This window comes from Arthrobacter sp. Leaf141, assembly GCF_001424565.1.
In the GTDB taxonomy this organism is placed as follows: Bacteria; Actinomycetota; Actinomycetes; order Actinomycetales; family Micrococcaceae; genus Arthrobacter.
The window spans coordinates 59098-81810 of sequence record NZ_LMOL01000019.1 but is presented as its reverse complement, the minus strand read 5'-3'; the positions used below and the strand labels follow the sequence as shown (position 1 = coordinate 81810).

The 22713-nt window shown below is 68.0% G+C and carries 27 protein-coding genes; 11 read left to right on the top strand and 16 right to left on the bottom strand.

The features are described from left to right. Positions 1 to 137 precede the first annotated feature (137 nt). From ASF72_RS14520 to ASF72_RS14505, 4 genes are all read right to left on the bottom strand, one after another. Positions 138 to 560 (bottom strand): DUF3151 domain-containing protein, encoded by a 423-nt coding sequence (locus tag ASF72_RS14520; RefSeq protein WP_050687836.1) that lies wholly within the window; start codon positions 558 to 560, stop codon positions 138 to 140. Further along, complete coding sequence (gene fbaA / locus ASF72_RS14515) at positions 561 to 1580, bottom strand: class II fructose-bisphosphate aldolase (protein ID WP_050687837.1); 1020 nt, start codon at positions 1578 to 1580, stop codon at positions 561 to 563. It lies immediately after the preceding gene. Positions 1581 to 1751: 171 nt separating this feature from the next. Next, positions 1752 to 2585 carry a hypothetical protein gene (locus tag ASF72_RS14510; protein ID WP_235504737.1) on the bottom strand — a complete coding sequence of 278 codons (834 nt, stop codon included), beginning with the start codon at positions 2583 to 2585 and terminating at the stop codon, positions 1752 to 1754. A gap of 243 nt (positions 2586 to 2828) precedes the next feature. Beyond that, positions 2829 to 3494: a TrmH family RNA methyltransferase gene (locus ASF72_RS14505; protein ID WP_056600045.1), complete on the bottom strand. Its 666-nt coding sequence runs from the start codon at positions 3492 to 3494 to the stop codon at positions 2829 to 2831. A 62-nt stretch (positions 3495 to 3556) separates the two neighbouring features. On the opposite strand from ASF72_RS14505, the gene ASF72_RS14500 reads away from it, so the two are divergent. Further along, the gene (locus ASF72_RS14500; RefSeq protein WP_050687840.1) at positions 3557 to 4387 is read left to right on the top strand and encodes an HAD-IIA family hydrolase; all 831 of its coding nucleotides are present in this window, start codon (positions 3557 to 3559) and stop codon (positions 4385 to 4387) included. On the opposite strand, the gene ASF72_RS14495 is transcribed toward ASF72_RS14500, so the two are convergent. The 4 genes from ASF72_RS14495 to pyrE all read right to left on the bottom strand — a co-directional run bounded on the left by ASF72_RS14495 (position 4384) and on the right by pyrE (position 7649). Beyond that, the gene (locus ASF72_RS14495) at positions 4384 to 5424 is read right to left on the bottom strand and encodes an alpha/beta fold hydrolase (protein WP_056600039.1); all 1041 of its coding nucleotides are present in this window, start codon (positions 5422 to 5424) and stop codon (positions 4384 to 4386) included. The genes ASF72_RS14500 and ASF72_RS14495 overlap by 4 nt on opposite strands. Positions 5425 to 5492: 68 nt before the next feature. Further along, positions 5493 to 6107, bottom strand: coding sequence for a hypothetical protein (locus ASF72_RS14490; RefSeq protein ID WP_050687842.1), 615 nt, complete (start codon positions 6105 to 6107; stop codon positions 5493 to 5495). Between the two features lie 86 nt (positions 6108 to 6193). Further along, a complete protein-coding gene (locus tag ASF72_RS14485; protein ID WP_056600035.1) occupies positions 6194 to 6958 on the bottom strand; it encodes a GAF and ANTAR domain-containing protein in 765 nt (254 codons plus the stop codon). Positions 6959 to 7064: 106 nt separating this feature from the next. Continuing rightward, positions 7065 to 7649 carry an orotate phosphoribosyltransferase gene (gene pyrE / locus ASF72_RS14480; protein WP_050687844.1) on the bottom strand — a complete coding sequence of 195 codons (585 nt, stop codon included), beginning with the start codon at positions 7647 to 7649 and terminating at the stop codon, positions 7065 to 7067. A gap of 74 nt (positions 7650 to 7723) precedes the next feature. On the opposite strand from pyrE, the gene nadE reads away from it, so the two are divergent. Beyond that, entirely contained in the window at positions 7724 to 8548 is an 825-nt protein-coding gene (gene nadE / locus ASF72_RS14475) for an ammonia-dependent NAD(+) synthetase (RefSeq protein ID WP_050687845.1), read from the top strand. A 108-nt stretch (positions 8549 to 8656) separates the two neighbouring features. Here nadE and ASF72_RS14470 read toward each other — a convergent pair whose 3' ends face one another. Further along, on the bottom strand, positions 8657 to 9451 hold the full coding sequence (locus tag ASF72_RS14470) for an IclR family transcriptional regulator (RefSeq protein ID WP_056600030.1): 795 nt from the start codon (positions 9449 to 9451) through the stop codon (positions 8657 to 8659). A 173-nt stretch (positions 9452 to 9624) separates the two neighbouring features. Between ASF72_RS14470 and ASF72_RS14465 the strand changes: the two genes are divergently transcribed. From ASF72_RS14465 to ASF72_RS14455, 3 genes are read left to right on the top strand one after another with little or no spacing between them, the layout of a single operon-like run. Beyond that, positions 9625 to 10341 (top strand): CoA transferase subunit A, encoded by a 717-nt coding sequence (locus ASF72_RS14465; RefSeq protein WP_050687847.1) that lies wholly within the window; start codon positions 9625 to 9627, stop codon positions 10339 to 10341. A 36-nt stretch (positions 10342 to 10377) separates the two neighbouring features. Continuing rightward, positions 10378 to 11052, top strand: a complete 675-nt coding sequence (locus tag ASF72_RS14460) for a 3-oxoacid CoA-transferase subunit B (protein WP_050687848.1) — start codon at positions 10378 to 10380, stop codon at positions 11050 to 11052. Next, positions 11049 to 12242, top strand: a complete 1194-nt coding sequence (locus ASF72_RS14455; RefSeq protein WP_056600027.1) for an acetyl-CoA acetyltransferase — start codon at positions 11049 to 11051, stop codon at positions 12240 to 12242. The genes ASF72_RS14460 and ASF72_RS14455 overlap by 4 nt, the downstream gene beginning before the upstream one ends. Before the next feature lie 125 nt (positions 12243 to 12367). On the opposite strand, the gene ASF72_RS14450 is transcribed toward ASF72_RS14455, so the two are convergent. Beyond that, a complete protein-coding gene (locus tag ASF72_RS14450; protein WP_056600024.1) occupies positions 12368 to 13108 on the bottom strand; it encodes an ankyrin repeat domain-containing protein in 741 nt (246 codons plus the stop codon). 10 nt (positions 13109 to 13118) lie between these two features. Then, a complete protein-coding gene (locus ASF72_RS14445) occupies positions 13119 to 13721 on the bottom strand; it encodes a GlcG/HbpS family heme-binding protein (RefSeq protein WP_056600021.1) in 603 nt (200 codons plus the stop codon). 197 nt (positions 13722 to 13918) lie between these two features. Between ASF72_RS14445 and ASF72_RS14440 the strand changes: the two genes are divergently transcribed. The 5 genes from ASF72_RS14440 to ASF72_RS14420 all read left to right on the top strand — a co-directional run bounded on the left by ASF72_RS14440 (position 13919) and on the right by ASF72_RS14420 (position 17393). Further along, complete coding sequence (locus ASF72_RS14440; RefSeq protein WP_056600015.1) at positions 13919 to 15118, top strand: sensor histidine kinase; 1200 nt, start codon at positions 13919 to 13921, stop codon at positions 15116 to 15118. Then, positions 15115 to 15741: a response regulator gene (locus ASF72_RS14435; RefSeq protein ID WP_056600012.1), complete on the top strand. Its 627-nt coding sequence runs from the start codon at positions 15115 to 15117 to the stop codon at positions 15739 to 15741. The genes ASF72_RS14440 and ASF72_RS14435 overlap by 4 nt, the downstream gene beginning before the upstream one ends. 130 nt (positions 15742 to 15871) lie before the next feature. Beyond that, positions 15872 to 16075, top strand: coding sequence for a cold-shock protein (locus ASF72_RS14430; protein ID WP_013599688.1), 204 nt, complete (start codon positions 15872 to 15874; stop codon positions 16073 to 16075). 122 nt (positions 16076 to 16197) lie between these two features. Then, complete coding sequence (locus ASF72_RS14425) at positions 16198 to 16518, top strand: hypothetical protein (RefSeq protein WP_050684924.1); 321 nt, start codon at positions 16198 to 16200, stop codon at positions 16516 to 16518. Positions 16519 to 16586: 68 nt separating this feature from the next. Beyond that, positions 16587 to 17393, top strand: coding sequence for a MerR family transcriptional regulator (locus tag ASF72_RS14420; protein WP_056600009.1), 807 nt, complete (start codon positions 16587 to 16589; stop codon positions 17391 to 17393). 53 nt (positions 17394 to 17446) lie between these two features. On the opposite strand, the gene ASF72_RS14415 is transcribed toward ASF72_RS14420, so the two are convergent. Continuing rightward, positions 17447 to 18100 (bottom strand): DedA family protein, encoded by a 654-nt coding sequence (locus tag ASF72_RS14415; protein ID WP_050684926.1) that lies wholly within the window; start codon positions 18098 to 18100, stop codon positions 17447 to 17449. A 61-nt stretch (positions 18101 to 18161) separates the two neighbouring features. Next, positions 18162 to 18767 (bottom strand): helix-turn-helix domain-containing protein, encoded by a 606-nt coding sequence (locus tag ASF72_RS14410; protein WP_050684927.1) that lies wholly within the window; start codon positions 18765 to 18767, stop codon positions 18162 to 18164. 66 nt (positions 18768 to 18833) lie between these two features. On the opposite strand from ASF72_RS14410, the gene ASF72_RS14405 reads away from it, so the two are divergent. Beyond that, entirely contained in the window at positions 18834 to 19811 is a 978-nt protein-coding gene (locus ASF72_RS14405; protein WP_056600006.1) for an NAD(P)/FAD-dependent oxidoreductase, read from the top strand. Here the strand turns inward: ASF72_RS14405 and ASF72_RS14400 are convergent. The 3 genes from ASF72_RS14400 to ASF72_RS14390 are packed head-to-tail and all read right to left on the bottom strand — an operon-like array spanning position 19798 to position 22672. After that, on the bottom strand, positions 19798 to 20574 hold the full coding sequence (locus ASF72_RS14400; protein WP_056600002.1) for an enoyl-CoA hydratase: 777 nt from the start codon (positions 20572 to 20574) through the stop codon (positions 19798 to 19800). The two genes, ASF72_RS14405 and ASF72_RS14400, sit on opposite strands and share 14 nt — an antisense overlap. Beyond that, positions 20571 to 21527: a 3-hydroxyisobutyrate dehydrogenase gene (gene mmsB / locus ASF72_RS14395; protein ID WP_056599999.1), complete on the bottom strand. Its 957-nt coding sequence runs from the start codon at positions 21525 to 21527 to the stop codon at positions 20571 to 20573. The genes ASF72_RS14400 and mmsB overlap by 4 nt, the downstream gene beginning before the upstream one ends. A 2-nt stretch (positions 21528 to 21529) precedes the next feature. Then, positions 21530 to 22672 (bottom strand): enoyl-CoA hydratase/isomerase family protein, encoded by a 1143-nt coding sequence (locus tag ASF72_RS14390; protein ID WP_082484296.1) that lies wholly within the window; start codon positions 22670 to 22672, stop codon positions 21530 to 21532. Positions 22673 to 22713: the final 41 nt, after the last annotated feature.

Below are 22713 nucleotides of genomic sequence, written 5' to 3'. Positions count from 1 at the left end.
ATGCGGCACGGTCGTTGCAACTCCCAAAATCTATGGGTGTTGCAACGACCGCTAGAACTCAAGAAGGTCACCGCCCGCCGTCGTACTCTTTAACGCCAAAACGCGGAGCCCCTGAGGGCTCCGCGCCTGGTTTTTGCTTACTTGCCCTCGATGGCAGCCTTCGCTGTGGGGTCCGAGTCCGTCAGGAACTTCTCGATCCGCTCCGGCTCTTCGGCTTCGCCGATGGCAGCCGAGGCCCGGCCCAGTGAGTGCAGGGCCCGCAGGAAACCGCGGTTGGGCTCGTGCTCCCACGGGATGGGGCCCACCCCGCGCCAGCCGTTGCGGCGCAGCGTGTCCAGCCCGCGGTGGTAGCCCACCCGCGAGTAGGCGTAGGAGTCGATGGTGCGCCCTTCGGCCCACGCCTCCTCGGCCAGGACGGCCCACAGCAGCGACGACGTGGGGTGCTGCGCCACCAGGTCCAGCGCTTCGTGGCCGGCCGCCAGCTGCTCGTTGACCTCGGTCTCGGCAGGCAGCAGCGTGGGCTCGGGGCCCATGAGGTTGCGGCGGAACTCATCCGACATTTAGAAGGTCTTCCCGGCCGAACCGAGCTGCTTGGTCGCTTCGACCACGCGGGCAGCGAGGCCGGCTTCGGCGGCAGCGCCCCAGACGCGGGGGTCGTAGGTCTTTTTGTTGCCGACTTCGCCGTCGACCTTCAGGACGCCGTCGTAGTTGCTGAGCATGTGGCCCGCCACGGGACGCGTGAAGGCGTACTGGGTGTCCGTGTCGATGTTCATCTTGATGGTGCCGTAGGAGACGGCGTCCGCGATTTCCTGGTCCGAGGAGCCGGAACCGCCGTGGAACACCAGGTCGAACGGGTTTTCCTTGCCGATCCGTGCACCCACCTGGGCCTGGATGTCCTTGAGGATCTCCGGGCGCAGCTTTACGCCACCGGGCTTGTAGACGCCATGGACGTTGCCGAACGTCAGGGCGGTGATGTAGCGGCCGTGCTCGCCGGCGCCCAGCGCCTCAACGGTGGCCAGTGCGTCCTCAACCGTGGTGTAGAGCTTTTCGTTGATCTCGTTCTCCACACCGTCTTCCTCGCCACCAACGGTGCCGATTTCAACTTCGAGGATCATCTTCGCGGCAGCGGTGCGCTCCAGCAGTTCGCGTGCGATCCGCAGGTTTTCCTGCAGGGTTTCAGCGGAGCCGTCCCACATATGGGAGTTGAACAGCGGGTTCCGGCCGGCCTTGACCTCGGCTTCGGAAGCAGCCAGCAGCGGCAGCACAAAGCCGTCCAGCTTGTCCTTGGGGCAGTGGTCGGTGTGCAGGGCCACGTTGACGCCGTAGTTCTTGGCCACTTCGCGGGCGAACGCCGCAAAGCCCAGGGAACCGGCAACCATGTCCTTGGTGGAAGCGCCGGACCAGTACGCGGCACCGCCGGTGGAGACCTGGATGATGCCATCAGACTCGGCGTCAGCGAAGCCGCGGAGGGCGGCGTTCAGCGTCTGCGAGGACGTCACGTTGACGGCGGGGAACGCGAAGCCGCCCGCCTTTGCACGGTCGATCATCTCGGAATAGATCTCTGGGGTTGCAATGGGCATGCTGACTCCTATGCTGTGATTCGTCTATGGGCCGATGGCCCTGGAGTAGACCGCTTACGGCTAGGCACCATCCTAGCGATATCCGCTCCGGCGCAACGTTTCGGGTCCGGCTCCGGTAACACTCCCTCGCGAGATGGCACTTCGCGGCAGTCGCGGTGGGCGGGACTGCCGTTAACTGCCATCTCGCGCCCAGCCGCGGCTTTGGAGCGCACGCCGGACCAAGGGAACGACGGTGGGACGCTCGCCTTCAAGGTGGCGGCGGCCCACGCGGACTTCGATCCAGCCCAAGGCAACCGTCCGATCGTGCCGGACCAGGTCCCGCAGGTACTGTTCCCGGCCGGCATGGTGCGAGCCGTCATACTGCAGGGCGATACCCCACTCCGGGTAGGCAGCGTCCGGCCACACCTCGGGCGCGCCCCGCGGACCCCAGAGGACGTGATTAAGGGTCGGCTCAGGAAGCCCGGCCTCCACCAGGGCCAGCCGCATCCTGGTTTCCGCCGCGGAGTCGGCGCCCACCCGCACCATGTCCAGCGCCGCCCGGGCAGTCTTGATGCCCCGCATCCCCGGGTGCCGGGCGGCGATGGCGCGCAGGTCCTCGGCGCTGCAGATGGCGTCCCGGGGTACGGGGAAGCTTTTCCCGTGGGCACACACAAGGAAATCGCCCACGGCCACAAGGTCTTCCAGCGACAGCAGGGCAGCCAGGTCAAGCCAGGTCCTGGCAGGCGAGGTGAGGCGGACGCCGTCGTACTCCACCACTTCCCCGGGCAGGAACGTCAGCACGTGTCCCACCACGTTGACCCGCCGCGGAAAACTGAAGCCGCGGCGCCGGGCAAGATGGATGCGCCAATCAGCACCGCAGCCGGGCGGGAGCGGCGCACCCCACACGTGCGCTGCGGAAAGAGAGACGAGGATCGAGGTGTCGTCCAGGTCCGTGTAGGCGCGCAGTGCTGCCGCTCCGGCCGCTGCCGAAAGCAACGGAACCCGGACGCCCCGGGAAACGGTCACCAAGTCTCCCGCAGCCGTACGCGTGCGGGTCACTCCAGCCTTGTCCGAAGCCCGCAGTGAAAAGGAACCTGTGGTCAGATGGGCTGGAAGCGGGACCCTGCGCATACCTCATTCTGGTCCGCTCAAAGCACGGCTCCTGAGTTATCCACAGCCCAAGCCGTCGCCAGCACCGCGATATGGCACTTCGCGGCAGTCCCGGGCGCTGCGACTGCCGCGAAGTGCCATCTCGCGGGGGATCGGTGGTCAGGTGGGCTGGCCAAACACGTGCCGGCGAACCCACGCGTGCATGGCGATGGCGGCCGCCGAGGCCGCGTTGATGGACCGGGTGGAACCGAACTGTTCGATCGAAAGGGTGGCGCCGGCGGCCTCGTGAACTTCGGGGGTCAGGCCCGGGCCCTCCTGGCCGAAGACCAGCACGCAGTCGCGCGGCAGCTCGTAGGTTTCCAGCGGCACGGAGTCCGGAAAAATGTCCACGCCGATGATGGCCAGACCCTCGCCCTGCGCCCAGGCCACAAAGTCGTCAACGGTGGGGTGGTGCCGGACGTGCTGGTACCGGTCGGTGACCATGGCGCCCCGCCGGTTCCACCGGCGCCGCCCGATGATGTGCACTTCCTTGGCCAGGAACGCGTTCGCGGTGCGCACCACGGTCCCGATGTTCAGGTCGTGCTGCCAGTTCTCGATGGCCACGTGGAAGTTGTGGCGCCGGGAGTCCAACTCCGCCACGATGGCCTCGTGCTTCCAGTACCGGTACTTGTCCAGGACGTTGCGGCGGTCGCCGTCCGCCAGGAGGTCAGGGTCCCAGTGGTCCCCGTCGGGCAGCTCACCTTCCCAGGGCCCGACGCCGACCTCCGCCTTGGCCTCGTGCGTGTCCTCTGGTTCGGGCTGGGGTCCGCCGGTGGTACCGGGCATTTGATTCACCCCTCAACACTAGACTGGACCTTTCGGGGTTCCATCACATTCGGAGGTTAGGCATGGCAGAAGCGGACGAGGTCAAGGGATCACCGGCGGTGTATCGCAACGGCCTGGAAATCGAGTGCTGGCTCACGGACATGGACGGGGTGCTGGTGCACGAGAACCAGGCGGTTCCGGGGGCCGCCGAGCTGATCCAGCGCTGGGTGGACACGTCCAAGCGCTTCCTGGTGCTGACCAACAACTCCATTTTTACGCCCCGCGACCTGGCGGCACGGCTGCACGCGTCGGGGCTGCACGTCCCTGAGGAAAACATCTGGACCTCGGCCCTGGCCACCGCCCAGTTCCTCAAGGACCAGGTGCAGGGTTCCGGGTCCGGCAACCGCGCCTACACGATCGGTGAGGCAGGGCTGACGACGGCGCTGCATGAGGCAGGCTTTATCCTTACCGACCAGGACCCGGACTTTGTGGTCCTCGGCGAGACGCGCACGTATTCCTTCGAGGCCATCACCATGGCCATCCGCCTGATCCTGGCCGGAGCGCGCTTCATCGCCACCAACCCCGATGCCACCGGTCCGTCCAAGGACGGTCCCATGCCGGCCACCGGGGCGATCGCAGCCCTCATCACCAAGGCCACGGGCCGGGAGCCCTATGTGGTGGGCAAGCCCAACCCCATGATGTTCCGGTCCGCCATGAACCAGATCGACGCCCACTCCGAGACCACAGCCATGATCGGGGACCGGATGGACACGGACATCATCGCCGGGATGGAAGCCGGCCTGCACACGGTCCTGGTGCTCAGCGGAATCACCCAGCGCGACGAAATCGCCGCCTACCCCTTCCGGCCCAACCAGGTCCTCAATTCCGTGGCGGACCTGAAGGACCAGATCTAGAACACGGAGACGCGTCCGCCGCCCCGCGGCAGCGGAAAGTTGCTGTCCAGCAGCTCCGTGATGATGGGGCGGTAGATGTTGGGGTTCCACCCCGGGCTGGCGTGGGCGGGGGCGGCGCCCACCGTCTGCAGGCCGGACGAAACCATGTTGTCCCGGAACACCGAAGCCCAACTGGCCACCGCGGTCTGGTAGCGAACGGTCCGGTCGCCCGGGCTGCCGATGAAGGCCATCTTCGCGGTGCCCAGCTTCCCGGCGAACCTGGTGCCGTCGAAGTGGTAGATGTACGCCGATTCGGTCTGCACCAGGACGCTGGAGGGTGCGATCGGCGACAGCTGCTCCAGCGTCTGGTCCAGGATCTGGCGCCAGCTCCGTTCGTTCTTGTGGATGACCCGCTCCCCCAGCTCGTAGCTGCCGCGCAGGGCCGACGGGAACCGGAAGCCGTGCTCGTAGAGGTACACAACGCCGTCGAACCAGCTTTGGTCCAGCACGTCCGTCCGGTTAAAGGGGCTGGAGTCCAGCAGGATGAACTCCACCTGCACACCGTGGATCTCCAGCAGCCGGGCCGCCACCTGGGTGGCCACCATCCCGCCGAAGCTGTGCCCGTAGAAGAAAAGCTTGGTCAGTTTCCGGGCCCGGACGTATTCGATGACGGCGATGACCACGTCGTTGATGTCCAACCCGACGTTCGAATAGCCGACGGCGGCCAGCCGGGCCCGTTTATTCAACGCTCCCCGGAGGACATTGAGGATCCACTGGGCTTCCTCCCAGCTGGTTTTGTAGCCGGGAAAGAGGAACCAGCCGGCATCCGGATAGTAGGCGTCCGCAAAGTCGTCTGGGACGTCCAGGATCTTGTTGACGCGGCGCTGGGACTGGACCTGCCTGGTGAAGAGCATGTCCGCCGCCAGCACGCCGGAGGCGCCGGCGCCGGCGAAAAACCCGCGCCGGGAGAAGCGTTTCAGGGCAGCGGCCTCCGCCAGGTAGCGGGCCGCTGCGGACCCACGCCTGTCCTGCGGATTGACCTCCCCCTCATACGGCACACTTCTACCGTAGTCACACCCTGCGATGCCGACGCCATAGGGAGGGCTATCAGGCCGCGGCGTGCGGGTCAGCTGGCGCTTTGGCTCTCCACGGCCGGGACCCGGGAATCGTGGTCTTCCTGCCGCCGCTGCAGCTCCGCGCAGATGTCGTCGTATCTGCCCAGCAGGTCGGAGCCGGAAAACGCCTGCGGGACGTCCAGCAGTGCGAAAAGGGAATCGCTGGCGGCCAGCAGCTCGTCGTTCGAATATTCCGCCAAATTCCGGCCGTACAGCCCTTCCAACCGCTCGGCGGGGACCCTGAAGGCGCCCGAAAAGTCCGGCCCGTCCGTGGGGGTGGGGACGTCGTCGTCCACCACGGTCAGGGGCGTCCTGTGCTGTCCGCCGGTCCAGTCCTCGGCGGCTGGGGTGAGATGCAAAGCCACGCCTGAGCCGGCGGTCCCCGTCAAGGCGTTGGACTCCAGCGAGTTGAGGTCGCTGCGGAGTCCGGCCAGGGCCGAGGACTCCACGATGATGGCACGGGAAAGGTCCACGCGGATGTGCGAGCGGATGCCCATGCGGCGGACCCGCCGGATCATGTGGACAAGGTCGGCGCGGGAATCCTGGTTGAGGCTGCCGCATATCTCGATGCGGACGAGGTCAGCGGGGACGTCCAGATTAACGAGGGCGTCGAGGGAACGGTCCATAGGTACTCCAAAAAAGGGTGTCTATGGCCGACGGCTCAACCTCGATAAGCGTAACCCTCCGGCGGAGCCGGGCACAACCTCACAGGTCAGGCCGGCTGGTCCGCCTGCAGGCCCGGCTCCTGGAAGTGGGTGCGCGTCCCCATGCCACCCACGGAGTCCACCAGGGACCGGGCGATGTCCCGCAGCTTGGTGTTGCTGTTGCTGGCCGCCTCGGTGAGGATGGTGACCGCTGCTTTCTGGCTGCAGCGGTTCTGGGCCATCACGATGCCAACGGCGATGTCGATGATGGTCCGCGATTCCAGGGTGGCCCGGAGGTTCGCGGCGCTGTCCGTGTGCAGCGAGAAGCGGACGGCCAGCCGCAGCGCCTGGGAAATTTCCCGGGTGAAGCCGCGGGCCTTGGCGGTGGCTCTTTCATCAAACTTGTTGGGCACGTCGGAGTACAGGTTCAGGGCTGCCTTGGCTTCGCCCTGCAGGTTGAACGGCACGGACAGGACGGAACGCAGCCCGTGGGAGGCCACCGCCGTGGCGTAGTCGGGGCCCCAGCGGTTTTCGCGGTGGAGGTCGGGGACGTGGACTTCGCGTTCCTCCTTGGCCGCCGTGAGACACGGGCCCTGGGAAAGGGAGTACTGGATTTCGTCCACTTCGCGTGCGGAATCGCTGCTCCAGCCGATGGTGGCGGCTTTGCGGTCCCGGAGCAGGGTGATGCCGCACAGTGCGTCGTCGCCGGTGCCGGCTACCTGGTGTGCTGAAAAGCGTGCCAGTTCGTTGAGGAAGTCCTCAAAATCCGCGCTGTCCAGGATGAGGTTCTGAACCTGGTCATTGGCAGTCAAAGGCTGTTGGGGGCTGGGCATGGTCACGTTCTCCAAGGGCTACGCACGGGTAAAGCACATGATAAATCAGCGGGCAGCCCCAGGCCAACCCCGCCGGCCGGGCAACGTAGTGCCCGGCCGGCGCCGGCTAGGAAAGTCCCAGCTCGTCCTTGCCGAACGCGAACAGGTAAGGGACGCCGGTTTCGGCTTCGATCTTTTCCTTGGCGCCGGTGTCCCGGTCCACGATGACGGCGACTGCCACCACGTTGCCGCCGGCCTTCCGCACACCCTCGACGGCGGCCAGCGCCGACCCGCCGGTGGTGGAGGTGTCCTCAAGTACCAGCACGTTCCGGCCTTCCACTGAGGGGCCTTCCACCTGCCGGCCCATGCCATAGGACTTCTGCGCCTTGCGGACCACAAACGCGTCGACGGTGCGTCCCGCGTCAACGGCGGAGTGCATCACGGCGGTGCCCACGGGGTCGGCGCCCATGGTCAGGCCACCGGCGCACTCGAAGCTGATGCCGGCGTCGTCCACCAGGCCCAGCATGACCTGGCCCACCAGCTTGGCGGCCTCGTGGTGCAGGGTAATGCGGCGCAGGTCGATGTAGTAGTCGGCTTCGGCGCCGCTGGAGAGGATCACCTTGCCGCGGACCACGGCGAGTTCCTTGATCAGTTCGAGGAGGCGGGTGCGGGCGGCGGCAGCGTCTGCGGCAGTGTCACGGGGTGAAGTCATGGGCTCCAGTTTAGTCGGGGCCGGCCGGTGCAGGAGGTTGGGTGCTGTTGACATTGCTGGCTAGGCTGGGTGGCATGCGCGAACTCCAGGCCACCATCATCGAAGAAATGGGCGTGCTGCCCCGGATTGATCCCGCCGGGGAGGTGCGCCGGCGCGTGACGTTCCTGAAGGAATACCTCCGCGCCACCTCCACCAAGGGCTTTGTGCTCGGCATTTCCGGCGGGCTGGACTCGTCGCTGGCGGGCCGGCTGGCGCAGTTGGCCGTCCAGGAACTTGAGGCCGAGGGCCTGGAAGCCAATTTTGTGGCGGTCAGGCTCCCCTACGGTGTCCAGCATGACGAGGCGGACGCGCAGGCTGCGTTGGACTTCATCAAGGCCAAAACGGAGTGGACCTTCAACATTTCCGCGGCCGTGGACGGCTTCGAGGATGAGTTCGAAAAGACGGTGGGAAGTGGAATTTCCGACTTCCACAAGGGCAACACCAAGGCCCGGACCCGGATGATCGCCCAGTATGCCCTGGCCGGTGAGCACAACTACCTGGTGATCGGCACTGACCACGGCGCCGAGTCCGTCACCGGGTTCTTCACCAAGTACGGCGACGGCGGGGCCGACATCCTGCCGCTGTTCGGCCTGAACAAACGGCAGAACCGGGCACTGCTGGCCGAGCTCGGCGCCCCGGCGCGGGTCTGGGAAAAGGTGCCCACCGCGGACCTGCTGGACGGCACTCCCGGCCGTACCGACGAGGACGAACTGGGCCTGACCTATGACCAGATCGATGACTACCTTGAGGGCCGGGAGATTCCGGAAGCGGCGGCGGAGGCCATCGAGCAGAAGTACCTGCGGACCCGCCACAAGCGCACCGTTCCGGTGACCATCTTCGACTCCTGGTGGAAGCAGTAGGCCAGGGCTGACTTGCCGCTGGAATTCCCCATCTTTGGTGCCCGACGGCGGCGGGTTGGCCCGATAAGCCGGCACGCCGCCGTCGGGGGCCGGCAAAGCCGGGGAGACTCAGCGGGGCGGCTGGCCGGGGTCCCCGCCGGCGAGCTGCTGGCTGATCCGGTGCGCCTCCGCCATCAACAGTCCGCCCAGTTCCTCCTGGCGCCCGCTGCGGAACCGCTGCTCAATGCCGGTCAGGGATAACGCCCACGCAGGCTGGCCGGACCTGTCGAAGACGGCCGCTCCCATGCCCCAGCTGCCTTCCAGGACCAGCCCGGGATTGACCGAATAGCCGGCCTGCCGGGTCCTGGCCAGGTTGTCCCGGACCACCGCCGGAGTGTGGTGGTCGGCGAACGTTCCTGCGTGGGCGGGCCAGTTTCCCAGCAGCTCCGCCTTCTCGGATTCGGGGAGGAAGGCCATGATCGCCGTCCCGGCCGATGCCACCCCCAACGGGAACCGGACGCCCTCATGCAGCACAAAGGAGCGGACCGGGAAGCTGCCTTCCTCCCGCAGCAGGCACACAGTTTCCGTGCCCCGCCGGATGGAGAAGAACGCACTCTCCCCCGTGGCCTCGGCCAGCCGGCGCAGGCCGGGGCGGGCCAGGTCCTCCAACGGGAATCGGGTCGCAGCCACCGAACCCATCAGCAGGATTTCCGGCCCCAGCGTCCAGTTGCCGGTGGCGGGGTCGTGGTCCAGCAGCCCTTCGGCGGCCAGCGAGGACAGCAGCCGGTGCACGGTTGGCCGGGTCAGTCCGGATTCCCGGACCATACCGGCGAGGGACATGCCCCCCGCACTGCGTCCGGCCAGCCGGAGCAGTCCGGCGACCCGGCCGACAACCTGGGCTCCCTGCACGGGTCCGTTACTCATAACTCCAACTTTCTGTCCACAATATGGATAGTTGTCAGTGTAGCGTCCACACTGTAAAAACTGGCTCTGAATGGGCTTCTGGCATCCTTGACAGCGCTTCAGCCCGGCCCGTAGCGTCCATCTCCAGACAAAATGTCCATAAAATGGATACCCATTCTCAATGAGGAGACGCCATGAAACTTCAAACATCCGCCGCCGCTGCCCTGGCGGGGGTCCTGCAGGACGGGATCACCGTGGCCGTGGGCGGGTTTGGGCTCAGCGGTATTCCCGCTGACCTGATTGAGGCCGTCAGGGATTCCGGCGTCCGGGACCTGACGGTGGTGTCCAACAACATGGGCGTGGACGGGAAGGGGCTGGGTATCCTGATCGAATCCGGCCAGGTCCGGAAGGTTATTGCCTCCTACGTGGGCGAAAACAAGCTTTTCGCCGAGCAGTACCTGGCCGGCCGCCTCGAGGTGGAGTTCACCCCGCAGGGAACCCTCGCGGAGCGGCTGCGCGCCGGCGGCGCGGGCATCCCGGCGTTTTACACCCGGACCGGCGTAGGCACGCTTGTGGCCGAGGGCAAACCGCTGGAGGATTTCGACGGCGCCACCTATGTCCGCGAGCTCGCCATCCGGGCGGACGTGGCCCTGGTCCACGCGCACACCGCGGACACCGACGGCAACCTCGTGTACCGCTACACGGCCCGGAACTTCAACCCCGTGGTGGCCACAGCAGGGCTGGTGACCATCGCAGAGGCGGAAGTGGTGGTGGAACCGGGCGCCCTCGATCCCAACCACGTTGTGACGCCCGGCGTTTTTGTCCAGCACCTGGTGCAGGCCGCCAACCGGGTCAAGGACATCGAGCAGCGCACCGTCAGGACACGCGCCGCCGCAGCCGTCCCCGCCTGAACAACACCCGCTTCCACCCACACAAAAGGAGACCCCATGGCCTGGACCAGGGATGAGATGGCTGCGATTGCGGCCGAAGAATTGAACGACGGCGACTACGTGAACCTGGGCATCGGCATCCCCACGCTGGTGGCCAACAACCTGCCCGAGGGCGTGCGGGTGGTCCTACAAAGTGAAAACGGCCTGCTGGGCATGGGCCCGTTCCCGTTCGAGGGCGAGGAGGACGCGGACCTCATCAACGCCGGCAAGCAGACGGTGACAGTGCTCCCGGGCGGCAGCATCTTCGACTCCGCCACCTCCTTCGGCATGATCCGGGGCGGCCACGTGAAGGTCGCCATCCTCGGGGCCATGCAGGTCTCCGCCGCCGGGGACCTGGCCAACTGGACCATCCCCGGCAAGATGGTCAAAGGCATGGGCGGGGCCATGGACCTGGTCGCCGGGACGCCGCGCGTGGTGGTCCTGACCGAACACAACGCCAAGGACGGTACCGCCAAGATCGTGCCGGAATGCACCCTGCCGCTGACCGGGCTGGCGTGCGTGGACCGGATCATCAGCGACCTCGCCGTCTTTGACCTGCCGGCAGCGGACGACGGCGGCGGGCGGCTCCTCACGCTCACCCGGCTGGCGCCGGGGGTCACCGTGGCCGGGATCCGGGAAAAGACGGGGGCGGACTTCGCCGTGGCGCTGGACAGTGAAGGAGTCCCGGCATGAGCCTGCAGGAACAGTTCGGCAAGGACGTCCTCCTCACCGGGTGGGGCCACAGCCAGTTCGGCAAACTCACCGACCAGACGCTTGAGTCCCTCATCGTCCAGGTGGCCACCGAGGCGATCACCATTGCAGGCATCGAGCCCGGCCGGATCGATGAGATCTACCTGGGCCAGTTCAACTCCGGCATGATGCCGCTGGCGTTCCCGTCCTCGCTGGCCCTGCAGGTTTCGGACCAGCTGGCCAACGTCCCCGCCACCCGGGTGGAAAACGCATGCGCCTCGGGCTCGGCGGCGTTCCAGCAGGGCACCAAGTCCCTGCTGGCCGGAACGGCGAAGACGGTGCTGGTGATCGGCGCTGAAAAGATGACCCATGCCGGCGCTGACGTGGTGGGCGCGGCCCTCCTCGGCGCGGACTATGACATGGCAGGTAAGGCTTCCAGCACGGGCTTCACCGGCTTGTTTGCGGAGGTGGCCAAGCACTACGGGAAGCGTTACGGCGAGGCAGGCAACCTGGGTGACGTCCTGGGTTCCATCGCCGCGAAGAACCACCGCAACGGTGTGGACAACCCGTACGCGCAGCTCCGGAAGGACCTCGGCGAGGAGTTCTGCCGCACCGTCTCGGACCGCAACCCCATGGTGGCCGATCCGCTGCGCCGCACCGACTGCTCCCCCGTCTCGGACGGTGCCGCCGCCGTGGTCCTGTCCACGGCACCCACGGGAGGAGCCACGGACCCTGTCCGGCTGGCAGGCTTCGGCCAGGCCAACGACTTCTTCCCTGCCGACCGCCGCGACCCCACGGCTTTCGAAGCGACCCGGATGTCCTGGCAGCGCGCCCTGGGGATGGCCGGCGTCGGACTTGAGGACCTGGATTTCGCCGAAGTCCACGACTGCTTCACCATCGCCGAGCTCATCATGTACGAGGCCATGGGCCTCACCGAACCCGGCCAGGGCGCCCGCGCCGTCCGGGAGGGCTGGGTCCACAAAGACGGCAAACTGCCCATCAACGTCTCCGGCGGGCTGAAGGCGAAGGGCCATCCGGTGGGCGCCACCGGCGTGTCCCAGCACGTCATCGCCGCCATGCAGCTCACCGGGACGGCCGGCGGCATGCAGCTGACGACCCCTCGCCGGGCTGCCGTGCAGAACATGGGCGGGGTTGGCATCGCCAACTACGTCAGCGTCCTCGAAGCCACCTGAGCGTCCGCCCCTGCCACTGGACTTCCCCACCTTGGGAGCACGACGGCGGCGCGCCGCCTTCAAAAGGCGGCGCACCGCCGTCGTGGGCCGGCAAAGATGGGTAACGTCAGCGGGGCGGGCGGCTGCTAGGAAGCCGGCCGGAGCAGGGCTGCAATCTGCCCAAAGCCCAGCCGCTCGGCGTTCTGCAGGGCGGTGCGGCCTTCCGGATCCCGGATGTTGGGGTCGGCGCCTGCCGCGAGGAGCAGCCGCACCACTTCCTGCTGGTTGGGGCCGCCGGAGTTGAGCAGGATCGCTTCCTGCATGGCGGTCCAGCCCAGGTTGTTCACATGGTTGACGGGGACCCCGGCGGCGAGCAGAAGTTGCACCGTCTCCACATGGCCGTGCTCGCTGGCCGGGATCAGGGCTGTGCCGCCGTACCTGTTGGTGCTGGCCACATCGGCCCCTGCCGCAAGGGTCAGCTGGAGCACCTCGTTGAACCCCTCGGCGCCGGCGTAGAGGAACGCCGAATCCGAGATGTCATCCTTGGCATTGACGTTTCCTCCTCGGCCGATGAGTTCCTGCACCAGGGGCGCGTTGTTGGCCTTGGCCGCTGTAATCAGGTCCCGGTCCAGCTGCGCCTGGGCGTCGGGCGAGCGCACCGGCGCAGTGGTGACGGGTGCAGCCGCAGTGCCGGAATCAGCCGCTGAGGGGGCCGGCACTGCTGGAACCGGGCGGGTGGCTGTGGGCTCAGCCGTGGCGGCACCGGGCGACGGGGTACCGGGCGAGGAGGAACCCGCCTCGCAGCCGGACAGGCACAAAACCAGCCCGGCGGCGGCCACCAGCGGGGCGAAGGCCAGGGGCCGGGTCCAGGTCAGGTAGTGCCGCATGCCGCCCAGCCTACTTGCCGGTTCCGGCCAGCACCGCTGCCCCGGCGGATGCGCAGGCCTCATCCAGCGCACCGTCCGGAGCGCCGCCCACGCCGATGCCGGCAACAGAAACCCCGTTGACCTTCAGGGGCACGCCGCCGGCCAGGAAGAGCGTGCCGGGCAGGTCCGCAATGGACGGGCCGGGGCCGTTGATGCGCCGGGCCAGTTCACTGGTGGGGGCACCGAACGCGGCGGCGGTGTAGGCCTTCTGCTTGGCGGCCTCGATGGTGTGCGCCGCGGCGTTATCGCCCCGTAGCACCGCCTGGACGGTCCCGAACCGGTCCACCAGCGCCACCGTCACAAACGGGAGCTTGTCCGCCTGGCACTTGGCCAGGGCAGCGCCCACCGCCGCAGCTGAGACACCGGCCGTGATCCGGTCCTGCTGCACCGCGTTGGCGGGGACCGGCTGGACGTCAGCCGCCGGGAGGGCCGCGGGAACAGTTGCAGCGCCGGCAACGGCCCCGGCTGCAGCGGGCCCCGCGGTGGCACCGGCGTTGGCGGCGGCCGTGGCGCCGGCGGTGGCCAGCAGCAGTGCCGTGGCTGCGACCGCAAACGTTTTTGTGGACTTTTTCATGGTGTTTCCCTTGGTCGGAGGAGGAGGAGCGGGTGCTGGCTTCAATCCTTCCGGCGCATCGGACGCCTGCCATCGGGCGTTGGTCTGTGGCAGGCTGCCACTTATGGCGCCTGGAATCAGCCAAATGGCTGAGAGACCCGGGCGGACCCGGCGCCCTAGCATGGAGGGGACGTCCCGCAACAGCATCGGAAAACCTCATGGCTCCCTTCCCCAGCACCGGCTCCGCCGGCACTCCCGGCACCCGCTGGGGCAGCATCGGCGCGGCCGTGCATCTTGGTTTCGCTGTGCTGCTGGTGGCCTCCGCGGTGCGGTATCTTATGCGGCACAGCGCCACGGACAACGTCCTGGTCCTGGGACTGGCGGCCGCTGCGTGCCTGCTCTACGCGGCCGTCGCCGTCCTGGCCGAACGCGGCCGGCCCGGTATGGCGTGGATGTTCGCACTCGTGGCCGTCTGGTCCGGCCTGGTTATCGCGGCGCCCAGCTTCGCCTGGTGCTCCTTTGCGCTCTTTTTCCTGGCCCGCCGGGCTTTGACCGGCACCGCTGCGTACGTCGCGGCCGGCGCCACGGCGTTTGCCACGGCCGCGGGGCTCTTCCGGCTCAGCGACGGCACGGATCCGGCAATGGTTTTGGGCCCGCTGGCCGTGGGCCTGATGCTCACGCTTGTCCACGACAGGATCGCGCATGATGCCAACGAACAGGTTCGCCTGCACGCGGAAATTTCTCAGGCGCAGGCGGGCCTGGCGGCCAGCGAGCGCCGTGCCGGCACCATCGCCGAACGGGAGCGCGTCTCCCGGGAGATCCACGACACCGTGACGCAGGGCCTGGCCAGCAGCCTGCTGCTGCTTGAAGCCGCGGACCGGGCCTGGCCCGCCCCTGCGGCGAAAGCGGGCCTGCACCAGGCCACCGGCCTGCTGCGAAGCAACCTCTCCGAGACCCGCAGCCTGATCCATGAACTGGCGTCCCCCGGCCTGGACACTTCGCCCCTGCCCGAGGCCCTGCTGATCGCGGCCCGCCAGTACATGCCCGCGGCCCGGCTACTGGTCACCGGAGACCCGCGGGAGGTCCCGGCAGAGGTCCGCCACGCCCTCCTGCGCGTGGTGCAGAGCGCAGCTGCCAACACCCGCCTGCACGCGGGCGCCACGGCAGCAACCGTGACCCTCGGTTACCTGCCCGGGGCCGTCACCCTGGACATTTACGACGACGGAGCGGGCTTCGATCCGCTGGCGGCAGCACCGCCGTCGGACGCGGGCGGGTACGGCCTGCGCGCCATGCGGCAACGGGTGGAGCAGCTGGGCGGCGTTTTCGCAGTGGAAAGCGGCCCCGGGGAAGGCACAATCGTCGCAGCCCAGCTGCCGGCCGCCCCGCTGACGGAGCAAAACCGGGGCGGTGCCTTGTGACGGCCATCCGGGTGCTGCTGGTGGATGACCACCTTGTGGTGCGCCGCGGACTGCGGGCGTTGCTGGGAACCCAGCCCGGCATCGAGGTGGTGGGTGAAGCGGCGTCCGGGGAGGAAGCCCTGGCCCTGGTGCCGGAACTCCAGCCTGCGGTGGTGGTGATGGACCTGGCAATGGGCGCGGGCATGGACGGCATCGAGGCCATCCGGCAGCTCCGTGCGTTCAACCCCCGGCAGGCCATCCTGGTTTTCACCACATATGACTCGGATGCGGATATTGTCCGGGCGGTGGACGCCGGCGCCATGGGCTACCTGCTCAAGGACGCGGCACCGGGTGAAATTTTTGCAGCCGTCCGCGGCGCCGTCGAGGGTAAAAGCGTGATGAGTCCCCCGGTGGCGTCGCGGCTGTTCCAGCAGCTGCGCAACCCCGGGGAGATCCTGACGCCGCGGGAGGCCGAGCTGCTCAGCCTGCTCACCGAAGGCCTGAGCAACCGGGAGCTGGGCAAGCGGCTTTTTATCTCGGAAGCCACCGTCAAAACGCACCTGGCGCACATCTACGGCAAGCTCGGAGTGGACACCCGGGCCGCTGCGATTGCCACCGCAATCCGCCGCGAAGGCATGCGTTGACGACGCCAAACACGTCAAACCCTTGCACGCAGGCCTTCCGCCCCGTACGTTGGGATGGCGGGGGACGTTCTCCGCACACTTCGGGTTGATACCCGGAGAGAGAATCAGAGTCACATGAAGGAATGCAGCCATGGCAACAGGCACAGTTAAATGGTTCAACGCCGAAAAGGGTTTTGGCTTCATTGCCCCCGATGACGGGTCCGCTGACGTTTTCGCACACTACTCGGCAATCGCCAGCAGCGGTTACCGCTCACTGGACGAAAACCAGAAGGTCGAATTCGATGTGACCCAGGGCCCCAAGGGCCCGCAGGCAGAGAACATCCGCCCGCTCTAAGACTTAGGTACTCCCGGCTCCGGCCGGGGCACGCCCGTCAGGCGGCTCCGTCAACATCACGTTGGCGGGGCCGCTTTTTTGTGCCCGGCACACCACCAGCCCCGGTTTGCAATAATCGGAGCATGACCGGACAGGACCCGGAAAGGGACCCGTGGGAGGAGTTCGACAGGCTGGGGCCTGCCGTTCCCGACCGTGTGCCCGGCCAGCCCGGCGGCGAACCCCACGGCTTCGGTTTCCGGACGGGCGTCCGCAGCGGCAGGGTGGCGCTGGGCTTCGCCATTTACACGCTGGCGCTGGGTACCGCGCTGGTGCTTACGGGCTTCATCTTCTTCGTCGCCATGGGCCAGTGGCTGCCGGCCGGGCTGATGGTCCTGATTGAGGCAGTTTTCGTTTTTTCCTTCACCCGGCTGGCCCGCCAGGCACGCCGCAGGCACCGGCGCTGAGCGCCTGCGGGAACTTCCGGAAAAAGAGTTCTTGACGTTGACGCAGCGTCAACCCGTACGCTCAGAGCATGGAAGCACTCCGGCGGGACTGGCCCATCCAGGACATCGCAAAACTGGCCGGCACCACCAGCCGCACCCTTCGCCACTACGACGATGTGGGGCTGCTGAAACCCAGCAGGGTGGGCAGCAACGGGTACCGCTATTACGACGGCGACGCTCTCCTTGCGCTGCAGCGGATCCTTCTGCTGCGCGAACTGGGGCTGGGGTTGCCTGCCATCGCGGAGGTCTTCCGGAACCAGACGGACACCGTGACGGCCTTGGGCCGGCACCTGGAGTGGCTGGGCCAGGAGCAGGAGCGGTTGGCCCGGCAGATGGCATCCGTCAGTAAAACGATCAGGACAGTATCAACAGGAGGCGACCCGGTGGCGGAAGAAATGTTCGACGGCTTTGACCATACGCAGTACAAGGACGAGGTGGAGGAGCGCTGGGGCAAGGACACCTATGCCCGCAGTGACGCCTGGTGGCGGGGCATGGGCCCGGCTGAACAGCAGGTCTGGAAAGCCAGGGTCGCCGGCCTCGGCAGGGATTGGATTGCCGCGGCAACCGGCGGAGTGGACCCGGGCAGCGCCGGTGCGCAGGACCTGGCCCGGCGGCACGTGGCCTGGCTGACGTCGATCCCGGGCACACCGGCGTCGGACGACGGCGGCGATACCCGCGGCTACGTGCTGGGACTGGCGGACATGTACGTGGCGGATCCGCGCTTTGCTGCGAACTACGGCGGCACTGCAGGCGCCGCCTTCGTCCGGGATGCGCTGCGGATCTACGCCGGGGCGCACCTGCCCGGGGCAGGGTCCGGTCAGGGAAAGGCCGAGTAGCCGGTCACGGCCCGGCCCGGCCCACCAGGAGAGAGTTGATCTCGCGGCGCCTGTCAGCTTTTCGCCCGGGCGCGCCTGACCCGCCGAATGATCAGCAGTGCCAGCGCCACGGCGATGGCGGCGTAGACAGCGTAGTTGAGGAACTTCGAGTATTGCTCAATGAGGTGGTACTGGGTTCCCAACAGGTAGCCCAGTCCGATCAGGGCCCCGTTCCACAGGCCGCTGCCGGCCAGGGTGAACAGGCTGAAGGTGCCCAGCGGCATCGCGGCGGCTCCTGCCGGCAGCGAGATGAGGCTCCGCACGCCGGGGAGGAGCCTGCCAAAAAAGATGGAGGACCGGCCGTGGCGGCGGAACCAGCCGGCGGCGTGTTCGAAGTCTTCGCGGTCCACCAGCGGCAGCCGGGACAGCCCCCGGATTGACCGTTCCAGCCCCAGCTTGGCGCCCAGCCAGTACAGCAGGAGCGCCCCGAGGTAGGCGCCCAGGGTGCTGGTGAGGAAAACCAGCAGCAGGTTCAGCGAACCCTGCTTGGCGAGGAAGCCGGCCAGGGGAAGGATCACTTCGCTGGGGATGGGTGGAACCACCGTCTCGGCGAGGGTGAACGCGCCAACACCCCATTCCCCGAGGCTCTCGATGGCCCGGGCAGCGACGCCCACAATCCCGGTGAGGCCGTCAGTGGCGCTGGATCCTACGGCTGCTGCTGCCCACATTCTAAAAGAGCTCCCCCTGGGTCTGCGGCTGGGGCGCGATGCGCGCCTGCTCCTTTCTACCTCACGTGGCTGGCTGTTTGCTGGCAGGCTTGGCCCGGATGTGGATGCGTTCCCCCTGGGTACCGAAGAGGCTCAGGAATTCCACCGCGCGGCCGTCCGCCCGGCCGAACCAGTGCGGCACCCGGGTGTCGAACTCCACGGCTTCGCCCGGCCCCAGCACCAGGTCGCGTGCACCCAGCACCATCCGGAGCCTGCCGTTGAGGACGTACAGCCACTCGTAGCCCTCGTGGACCTGCGGGGTGGGCGCCAGCATCGGGCCTGCGGGAAGAATGTGTTTGTAGGCCTGGATGCCGCCGGGCTTCCGGGTCAGCGGAATGATGGTCATGCCGTACGCCTCGATGGGCCGCAGGTGCACGCGCGGGTCGCCCGTCGCCGGGGCGCCCACCAGTTCGTCCAGTGGAACCTGGTGCGCCTTGGCCAGCGGCAGCAACAGCTCAAGGTTGGGCCGGCGCTGGCCGGATTCCAGCCGGGAAAGGGTGCTGACGGAGATCCCCGTAATGTCGGCGAGCGCGGCCAGCGTGACGTCGCGGCTGAGCCGCAGGGCCTTGAGCCGGGGGCCCACCGCGGCCAGGACATCATCGAGGCTCTCTTCCGTGTTCTCTCCCATGGGCCTATTTTGCCATACCAGCAACGAAGCTTGCCATAACGGCCCGGGCGACGGGAGCCTTGGAACATGACGAATCAAGAGAACCCAATGTATGACGTTGTGATTGTGGGCGGGGGCGCCGCCGGCCTGAGCGCCGCGCAGATGCTGGGCCGCACCCGGCGGTCCGTGGCGGTGGTGGACAGCGGGGAGCCGCGCAACGCTCCGGCTGCGGGAGTGCACGGCTTCCTGGCCCGCGACGGCGTCAGCCCCGCGGAGCTGCTGGCCGCCGGACGGGCGGAAGCCGAAAACTATGGCGCCCGGATTGTCCGCGGCGCGGTGGTGTCCGCAGCCGGTGGGCTGGAGCAGGGCTTCGACGTGGAGCTCGACGGCGGCGAGCGGCTCCGCGGCCGTCGGCTCCTGATTGCCACAGGGCTGGTGGACGAACTGCCGGAGCTCCAAGGGCTCCGCGAACGCTGGGGCAAGGATGTGCTGCACTGCCCGTTCTGCCACGGCTGGGAAGTCCGGGACCGGGTCATCGGAGTGCTGGGCGCCGGGCCCTGGTCCGTGCACCAAAGCCTGCTGTTCCGGCAGTGGAGCAGCAACGTCACACTGTTCCTCAACGACACCGTCACCCCTACGGACGCGGAGCTGGAGCAGCTGGCCGCCCGTGGCGTCAAGCTGGTGGCCGGTCCGGTGGAGTCGCTGCGGGTGGCGGACGATGCGCTCAAGGGGGTTGTCCTGGCCGGCGGGCCGGAGGTGGCGGTGGACGCCCTGGTGGTGGGCGCCAGGGTCCACGCCCGCCTTGACGGGTTTGCGGGGCTGGGCCTGGTGGCGGAGCCGCATCCGATGGGGATCGGCGATTACCTCCCGGCCGATGCTGAGGGCGCCACAGCCGTCCCCGGAGTCTGGGCGGCCGGGAACGTGACGGACATCAAGGCGCAGGTGATGGCGTCAGCCGCGGCGGCTGCGTGGACCGCCGTCGTGATCAACAACTCCCTGATGGCCGACGAAATGGACGGCGACCTCCGCGCGTACCGGGAGGCTTTGGCCCTTACCGGTGCCTGAACTCCGGCTGCCGCTTCTCCGTGAATGCCGCCATGCCCTCCTTCTGGTCCTCCGTGGCGAACAGGGAGTGGAAGAGCCGGCGCTCGAACAGGACACCCTGGGCGAGGCCTGTTTCGAAGGCGGCATTCACGGCCTCCTTGGCGGCCATGGCGACGGGTTTGGACTTGGCCGCTATCAGGTCGGCCGTCTTGAGGGCTTCAGCCAGCACGTCGCCTGCCGGGACCACGCGGGACACCAGGCCGCAGCGGTCAGCCTCCGCGGCGTCGATGAACCTTCCAGTCAGGATCAGGTCCATGGCTTTGGCCTTCCCCACGGCCCGGGTGAGCCGCTGGGACCCGCCCATGCCGGGCAGCACGCCCAGGTTGATTTCCGGCTGGCCGAACTTCGCGTTGTCGCCGGCAATGATCAGGTCGCACATCATGGCAAGCTCACAGCCGCCGCCCAGGGCGAAGCCTGACACCGCGGCGATGGTGGGAATCCGCAACCGGGTGAAGTCCTCCCAGCCCCGGAACCAGTCAGCCGCGTACATGTCCATGTAGCCCTGGGACGCCATTTCCTTGATATCGGCGCCGGCGGCGAAGGCCTTGCCGGAGCCGGTGATCACCACGGCACCGGTACCGGGGTCCGCATCCATGGCTGACACCGCCGCCACCAGTTCATCCATGGTGGCCTTGTCCAGGGCGTTCAACGCCTCCGGCCGGTTGAGGGTGACCAAGCCAACCCGGCCCCGCTGTTCCACCAGGATGTTGTTGTATTCGCTCATTCAGGGCTCCCGTCGTGGTGTGCCGGTGCGGCGCCACGCTCCTGCTCCGAGCGGGCACGGATGTCCGTGATGATCGCGGAGAAGTCCCGGGAGGCACCGCCTTCTGCGGTAAACGTATCGTAGATTTCCGCCGCCAGTGGTCCCAGCCGGCCGGCCACCCCGGTGCTGCGGAGCGCGTTGACGGCCAGGTTGAGGTCCTTGGCCATGAGGGATCCGGCGAACCCGGGCAGGTAGTCCCGGTTGGCTGGGCTGCCGGGGACAGGCCCCGGGACGGGACAGTTGGTGGTCAGGGCCCAGCACTGCCCGGAGGCTGCGGATGCCACATCGAACAAGGCCTGGTGGCTCAGGCCCAGCTCCTCCCCCAGCACAAACGCTTCACTGACGGCGATCATGGACACCCCCAGGATGAGGTTGTTGCAGATCTTGGCGGCCTGCCCGGCGCCGTGGTCCCCGCAGTGGACCACACGCTTGCCCATGACCTCCAGCAGCGGCAGGATGTCCGCGAAGCCGGCAGCCGGGGCCCCCACCATGAAGGTCAGGGTTCCGGCTCCGGCACCCACCACGCCCCCGGACACCGGCGCGTCCACAAAGGTGTGGCCCGCCGCGCCGGTCAGCGCTGCAGCTTCCCGGGCCTCCGCGACGTTGATGGTGGAGCAGTCCAGGAAGACCGTGCCCGGCGCTGCGGCGGCCAGCAGCCCCGGCTCCCCGTCGATGCCCTGGTAGGCGGCCAGCACGTGCTCTCCGCTGGGGAACATGGTCAGCACCACGTCCGCACCGGCTACGGCTTCGCGGGGGCTGCCGCTGACGGGGATCCCGGCCGCGCGGGCCGCGTCGCGGGCGGCCGGCACCACATCGAACCCGGCCACCCGGTGGCCGGCCTTAACCAGGTTGGCGGCCATGGGCGTGCCCATGTGGCCCAGGCCCAGGAAGGCGATGCTGCGGTATTCCGGCATGATCAGGCTCTCCTGCGGTCTGACGGGACCGGCTGCAGGTCCAGTTCCGCCCCCGGCAGGGGCGCGAAGAACCGGTCCACCCGGTCCGGGTGGACCTCTGCCAGGGTGGACGGCTTCCATTGCGCGTTCCGGTCCTTGTCCACCACCTGGGCCCGGATGCCCTCGCGGAAGTCAGGTGCCGTCAGGAAACGCAGGCCTACCCGGTATTCCTGGGCCAGGGTTTCCGCCAGGTCCAGGCCGCGGGCCCGCCGCAGGGCGGCCAGGGTGACGGCGACCGCGGTGGGCGACTTGGACTCGATGGCATCCGCCGCGGCAGCCGCGTCCCCGTCCCCGTCCTTGGCGTAAGTGCGCAGGCTGCGGACAATCTCCACCGCATCCGTTCCGGCATAGCAGGTATCGATCCAGCCGCGCTGCCCGGCCAGCACCGAGGGCGGCGCCTCCGTCGTGAAGCGTCCGACGGCGGCTGCCGCGGGTTCGTGTTCCAGCGCCGCCACGAGCCCGGGCAGGCTGGTTGAGGGGACAAAGTGGTCGGCCAGGCCCAGGAACAGGGCGTCGGCCGCGTCCAGGTGGGCGCCGGTCAGGCCTGCGTGGGTTCCTGTTTCGCCGGGGGCACGGGCCAGGAGCAGGGTACCGCCCACGTCCGGGACAAAACCGATGGTGGTTTCCGGCATGCCCATGCGCGTCCGCTCGGTGACCACGCGGACGGACCCGTGGGCGGAGATCCCCACGCCGCCGCCCAGGACCAGCCCGTCCATCAGCGCCACGTAGGGTTTGGGATACGCTGCGATCAGGGCGTTGAGCCGGTACTCCGTTTGCCAGAAGTCCGCTGTCCGGTTGCCGCCGTGCAGCATGTCCTCGTAGATCGCAACGATGTCCCCGCCGGCGCAGAGCCCGCGCCCACCGGCGCCCTGGATCAGGACCGTGGCTACGGCGTCGTCCGTTGCCCATCCGGCGAGGGTTTCCAGGAGCTCCGCCACCATGCCGGCCGTGAGGGCGTTGACGGCCCGCGGCCGGTTGAGCGTTGCCACCGCGAGGGAGCCCCGGCGTTCGAAGAGCACCTCTGCGGCCGCTTCGGGCTGCGCCGCGGCTGCCGCGGCACCCGCCGGAACTGCGCCTTGGTCCGTCCTGCTGGGGCTGTCCGTCATCTGTTTCCTTCCAACGTGGCGGCGCTGCACCGCCGGACTGG

Coding starts and splice junctions, on each gene's coding strand:
- ASF72_RS14520 (WP_050687836.1), bottom strand. CDS start 560: ATGTCGGATGAGTTCCGCCGCAACCTCATGGGCCCCGAGCCCACGCTG.
- fbaA (WP_050687837.1), bottom strand. CDS start 1,580: ATGCCCATTGCAACCCCAGAGATCTATTCCGAGATGATCGACCGTGCA.
- ASF72_RS14505 (WP_056600045.1), bottom strand. CDS start 3,494: ATGCCCGGTACCACCGGCGGACCCCAGCCCGAACCAGAGGACACGCAC.
- ASF72_RS14500 (WP_050687840.1), top strand. CDS start 3,557: ATGGCAGAAGCGGACGAGGTCAAGGGATCACCGGCGGTGTATCGCAAC.
- ASF72_RS14490 (WP_050687842.1), bottom strand. CDS start 6,107: ATGGACCGTTCCCTCGACGCCCTCGTTAATCTGGACGTCCCCGCTGAC.
- ASF72_RS14485 (WP_056600035.1), bottom strand. CDS start 6,958: ATGCCCAGCCCCCAACAGCCTTTGACTGCCAATGACCAGGTTCAGAAC.
- pyrE (WP_050687844.1), bottom strand. CDS start 7,649: ATGACTTCACCCCGTGACACTGCCGCAGACGCTGCCGCCGCCCGCACC.
- nadE (WP_050687845.1), top strand. CDS start 7,724: ATGCGCGAACTCCAGGCCACCATCATCGAAGAAATGGGCGTGCTGCCC.
- ASF72_RS14470 (WP_056600030.1), bottom strand. CDS start 9,451: ATGAGTAACGGACCCGTGCAGGGAGCCCAGGTTGTCGGCCGGGTCGCC.
- ASF72_RS14465 (WP_050687847.1), top strand. CDS start 9,625: ATGAAACTTCAAACATCCGCCGCCGCTGCCCTGGCGGGGGTCCTGCAG.
- ASF72_RS14460 (WP_050687848.1), top strand. CDS start 10,378: ATGGCCTGGACCAGGGATGAGATGGCTGCGATTGCGGCCGAAGAATTG.
- ASF72_RS14455 (WP_056600027.1), top strand. CDS start 11,049: ATGAGCCTGCAGGAACAGTTCGGCAAGGACGTCCTCCTCACCGGGTGG.
- ASF72_RS14450 (WP_056600024.1), bottom strand. CDS start 13,108: ATGCGGCACTACCTGACCTGGACCCGGCCCCTGGCCTTCGCCCCGCTG.
- ASF72_RS14445 (WP_056600021.1), bottom strand. CDS start 13,721: ATGAAAAAGTCCACAAAAACGTTTGCGGTCGCAGCCACGGCACTGCTG.
- ASF72_RS14440 (WP_056600015.1), top strand. CDS start 13,919: ATGGCTCCCTTCCCCAGCACCGGCTCCGCCGGCACTCCCGGCACCCGC.
- ASF72_RS14430 (WP_013599688.1), top strand. CDS start 15,872: ATGGCAACAGGCACAGTTAAATGGTTCAACGCCGAAAAGGGTTTTGGC.
- ASF72_RS14425 (WP_050684924.1), top strand. CDS start 16,198: ATGACCGGACAGGACCCGGAAAGGGACCCGTGGGAGGAGTTCGACAGG.
- ASF72_RS14420 (WP_056600009.1), top strand. CDS start 16,587: ATGGAAGCACTCCGGCGGGACTGGCCCATCCAGGACATCGCAAAACTG.
- ASF72_RS14415 (WP_050684926.1), bottom strand. CDS start 18,100: ATGTGGGCAGCAGCAGCCGTAGGATCCAGCGCCACTGACGGCCTCACC.
- ASF72_RS14410 (WP_050684927.1), bottom strand. CDS start 18,767: ATGGGAGAGAACACGGAAGAGAGCCTCGATGATGTCCTGGCCGCGGTG.
- ASF72_RS14405 (WP_056600006.1), top strand. CDS start 18,834: ATGACGAATCAAGAGAACCCAATGTATGACGTTGTGATTGTGGGCGGG.
- ASF72_RS14400 (WP_056600002.1), bottom strand. CDS start 20,574: ATGAGCGAATACAACAACATCCTGGTGGAACAGCGGGGCCGGGTTGGC.
- mmsB (WP_056599999.1), bottom strand. CDS start 21,527: ATGCCGGAATACCGCAGCATCGCCTTCCTGGGCCTGGGCCACATGGGC.
- ASF72_RS14390 (WP_082484296.1), bottom strand. CDS start 22,672: ATGACGGACAGCCCCAGCAGGACGGACCAAGGCGCAGTTCCGGCGGGT.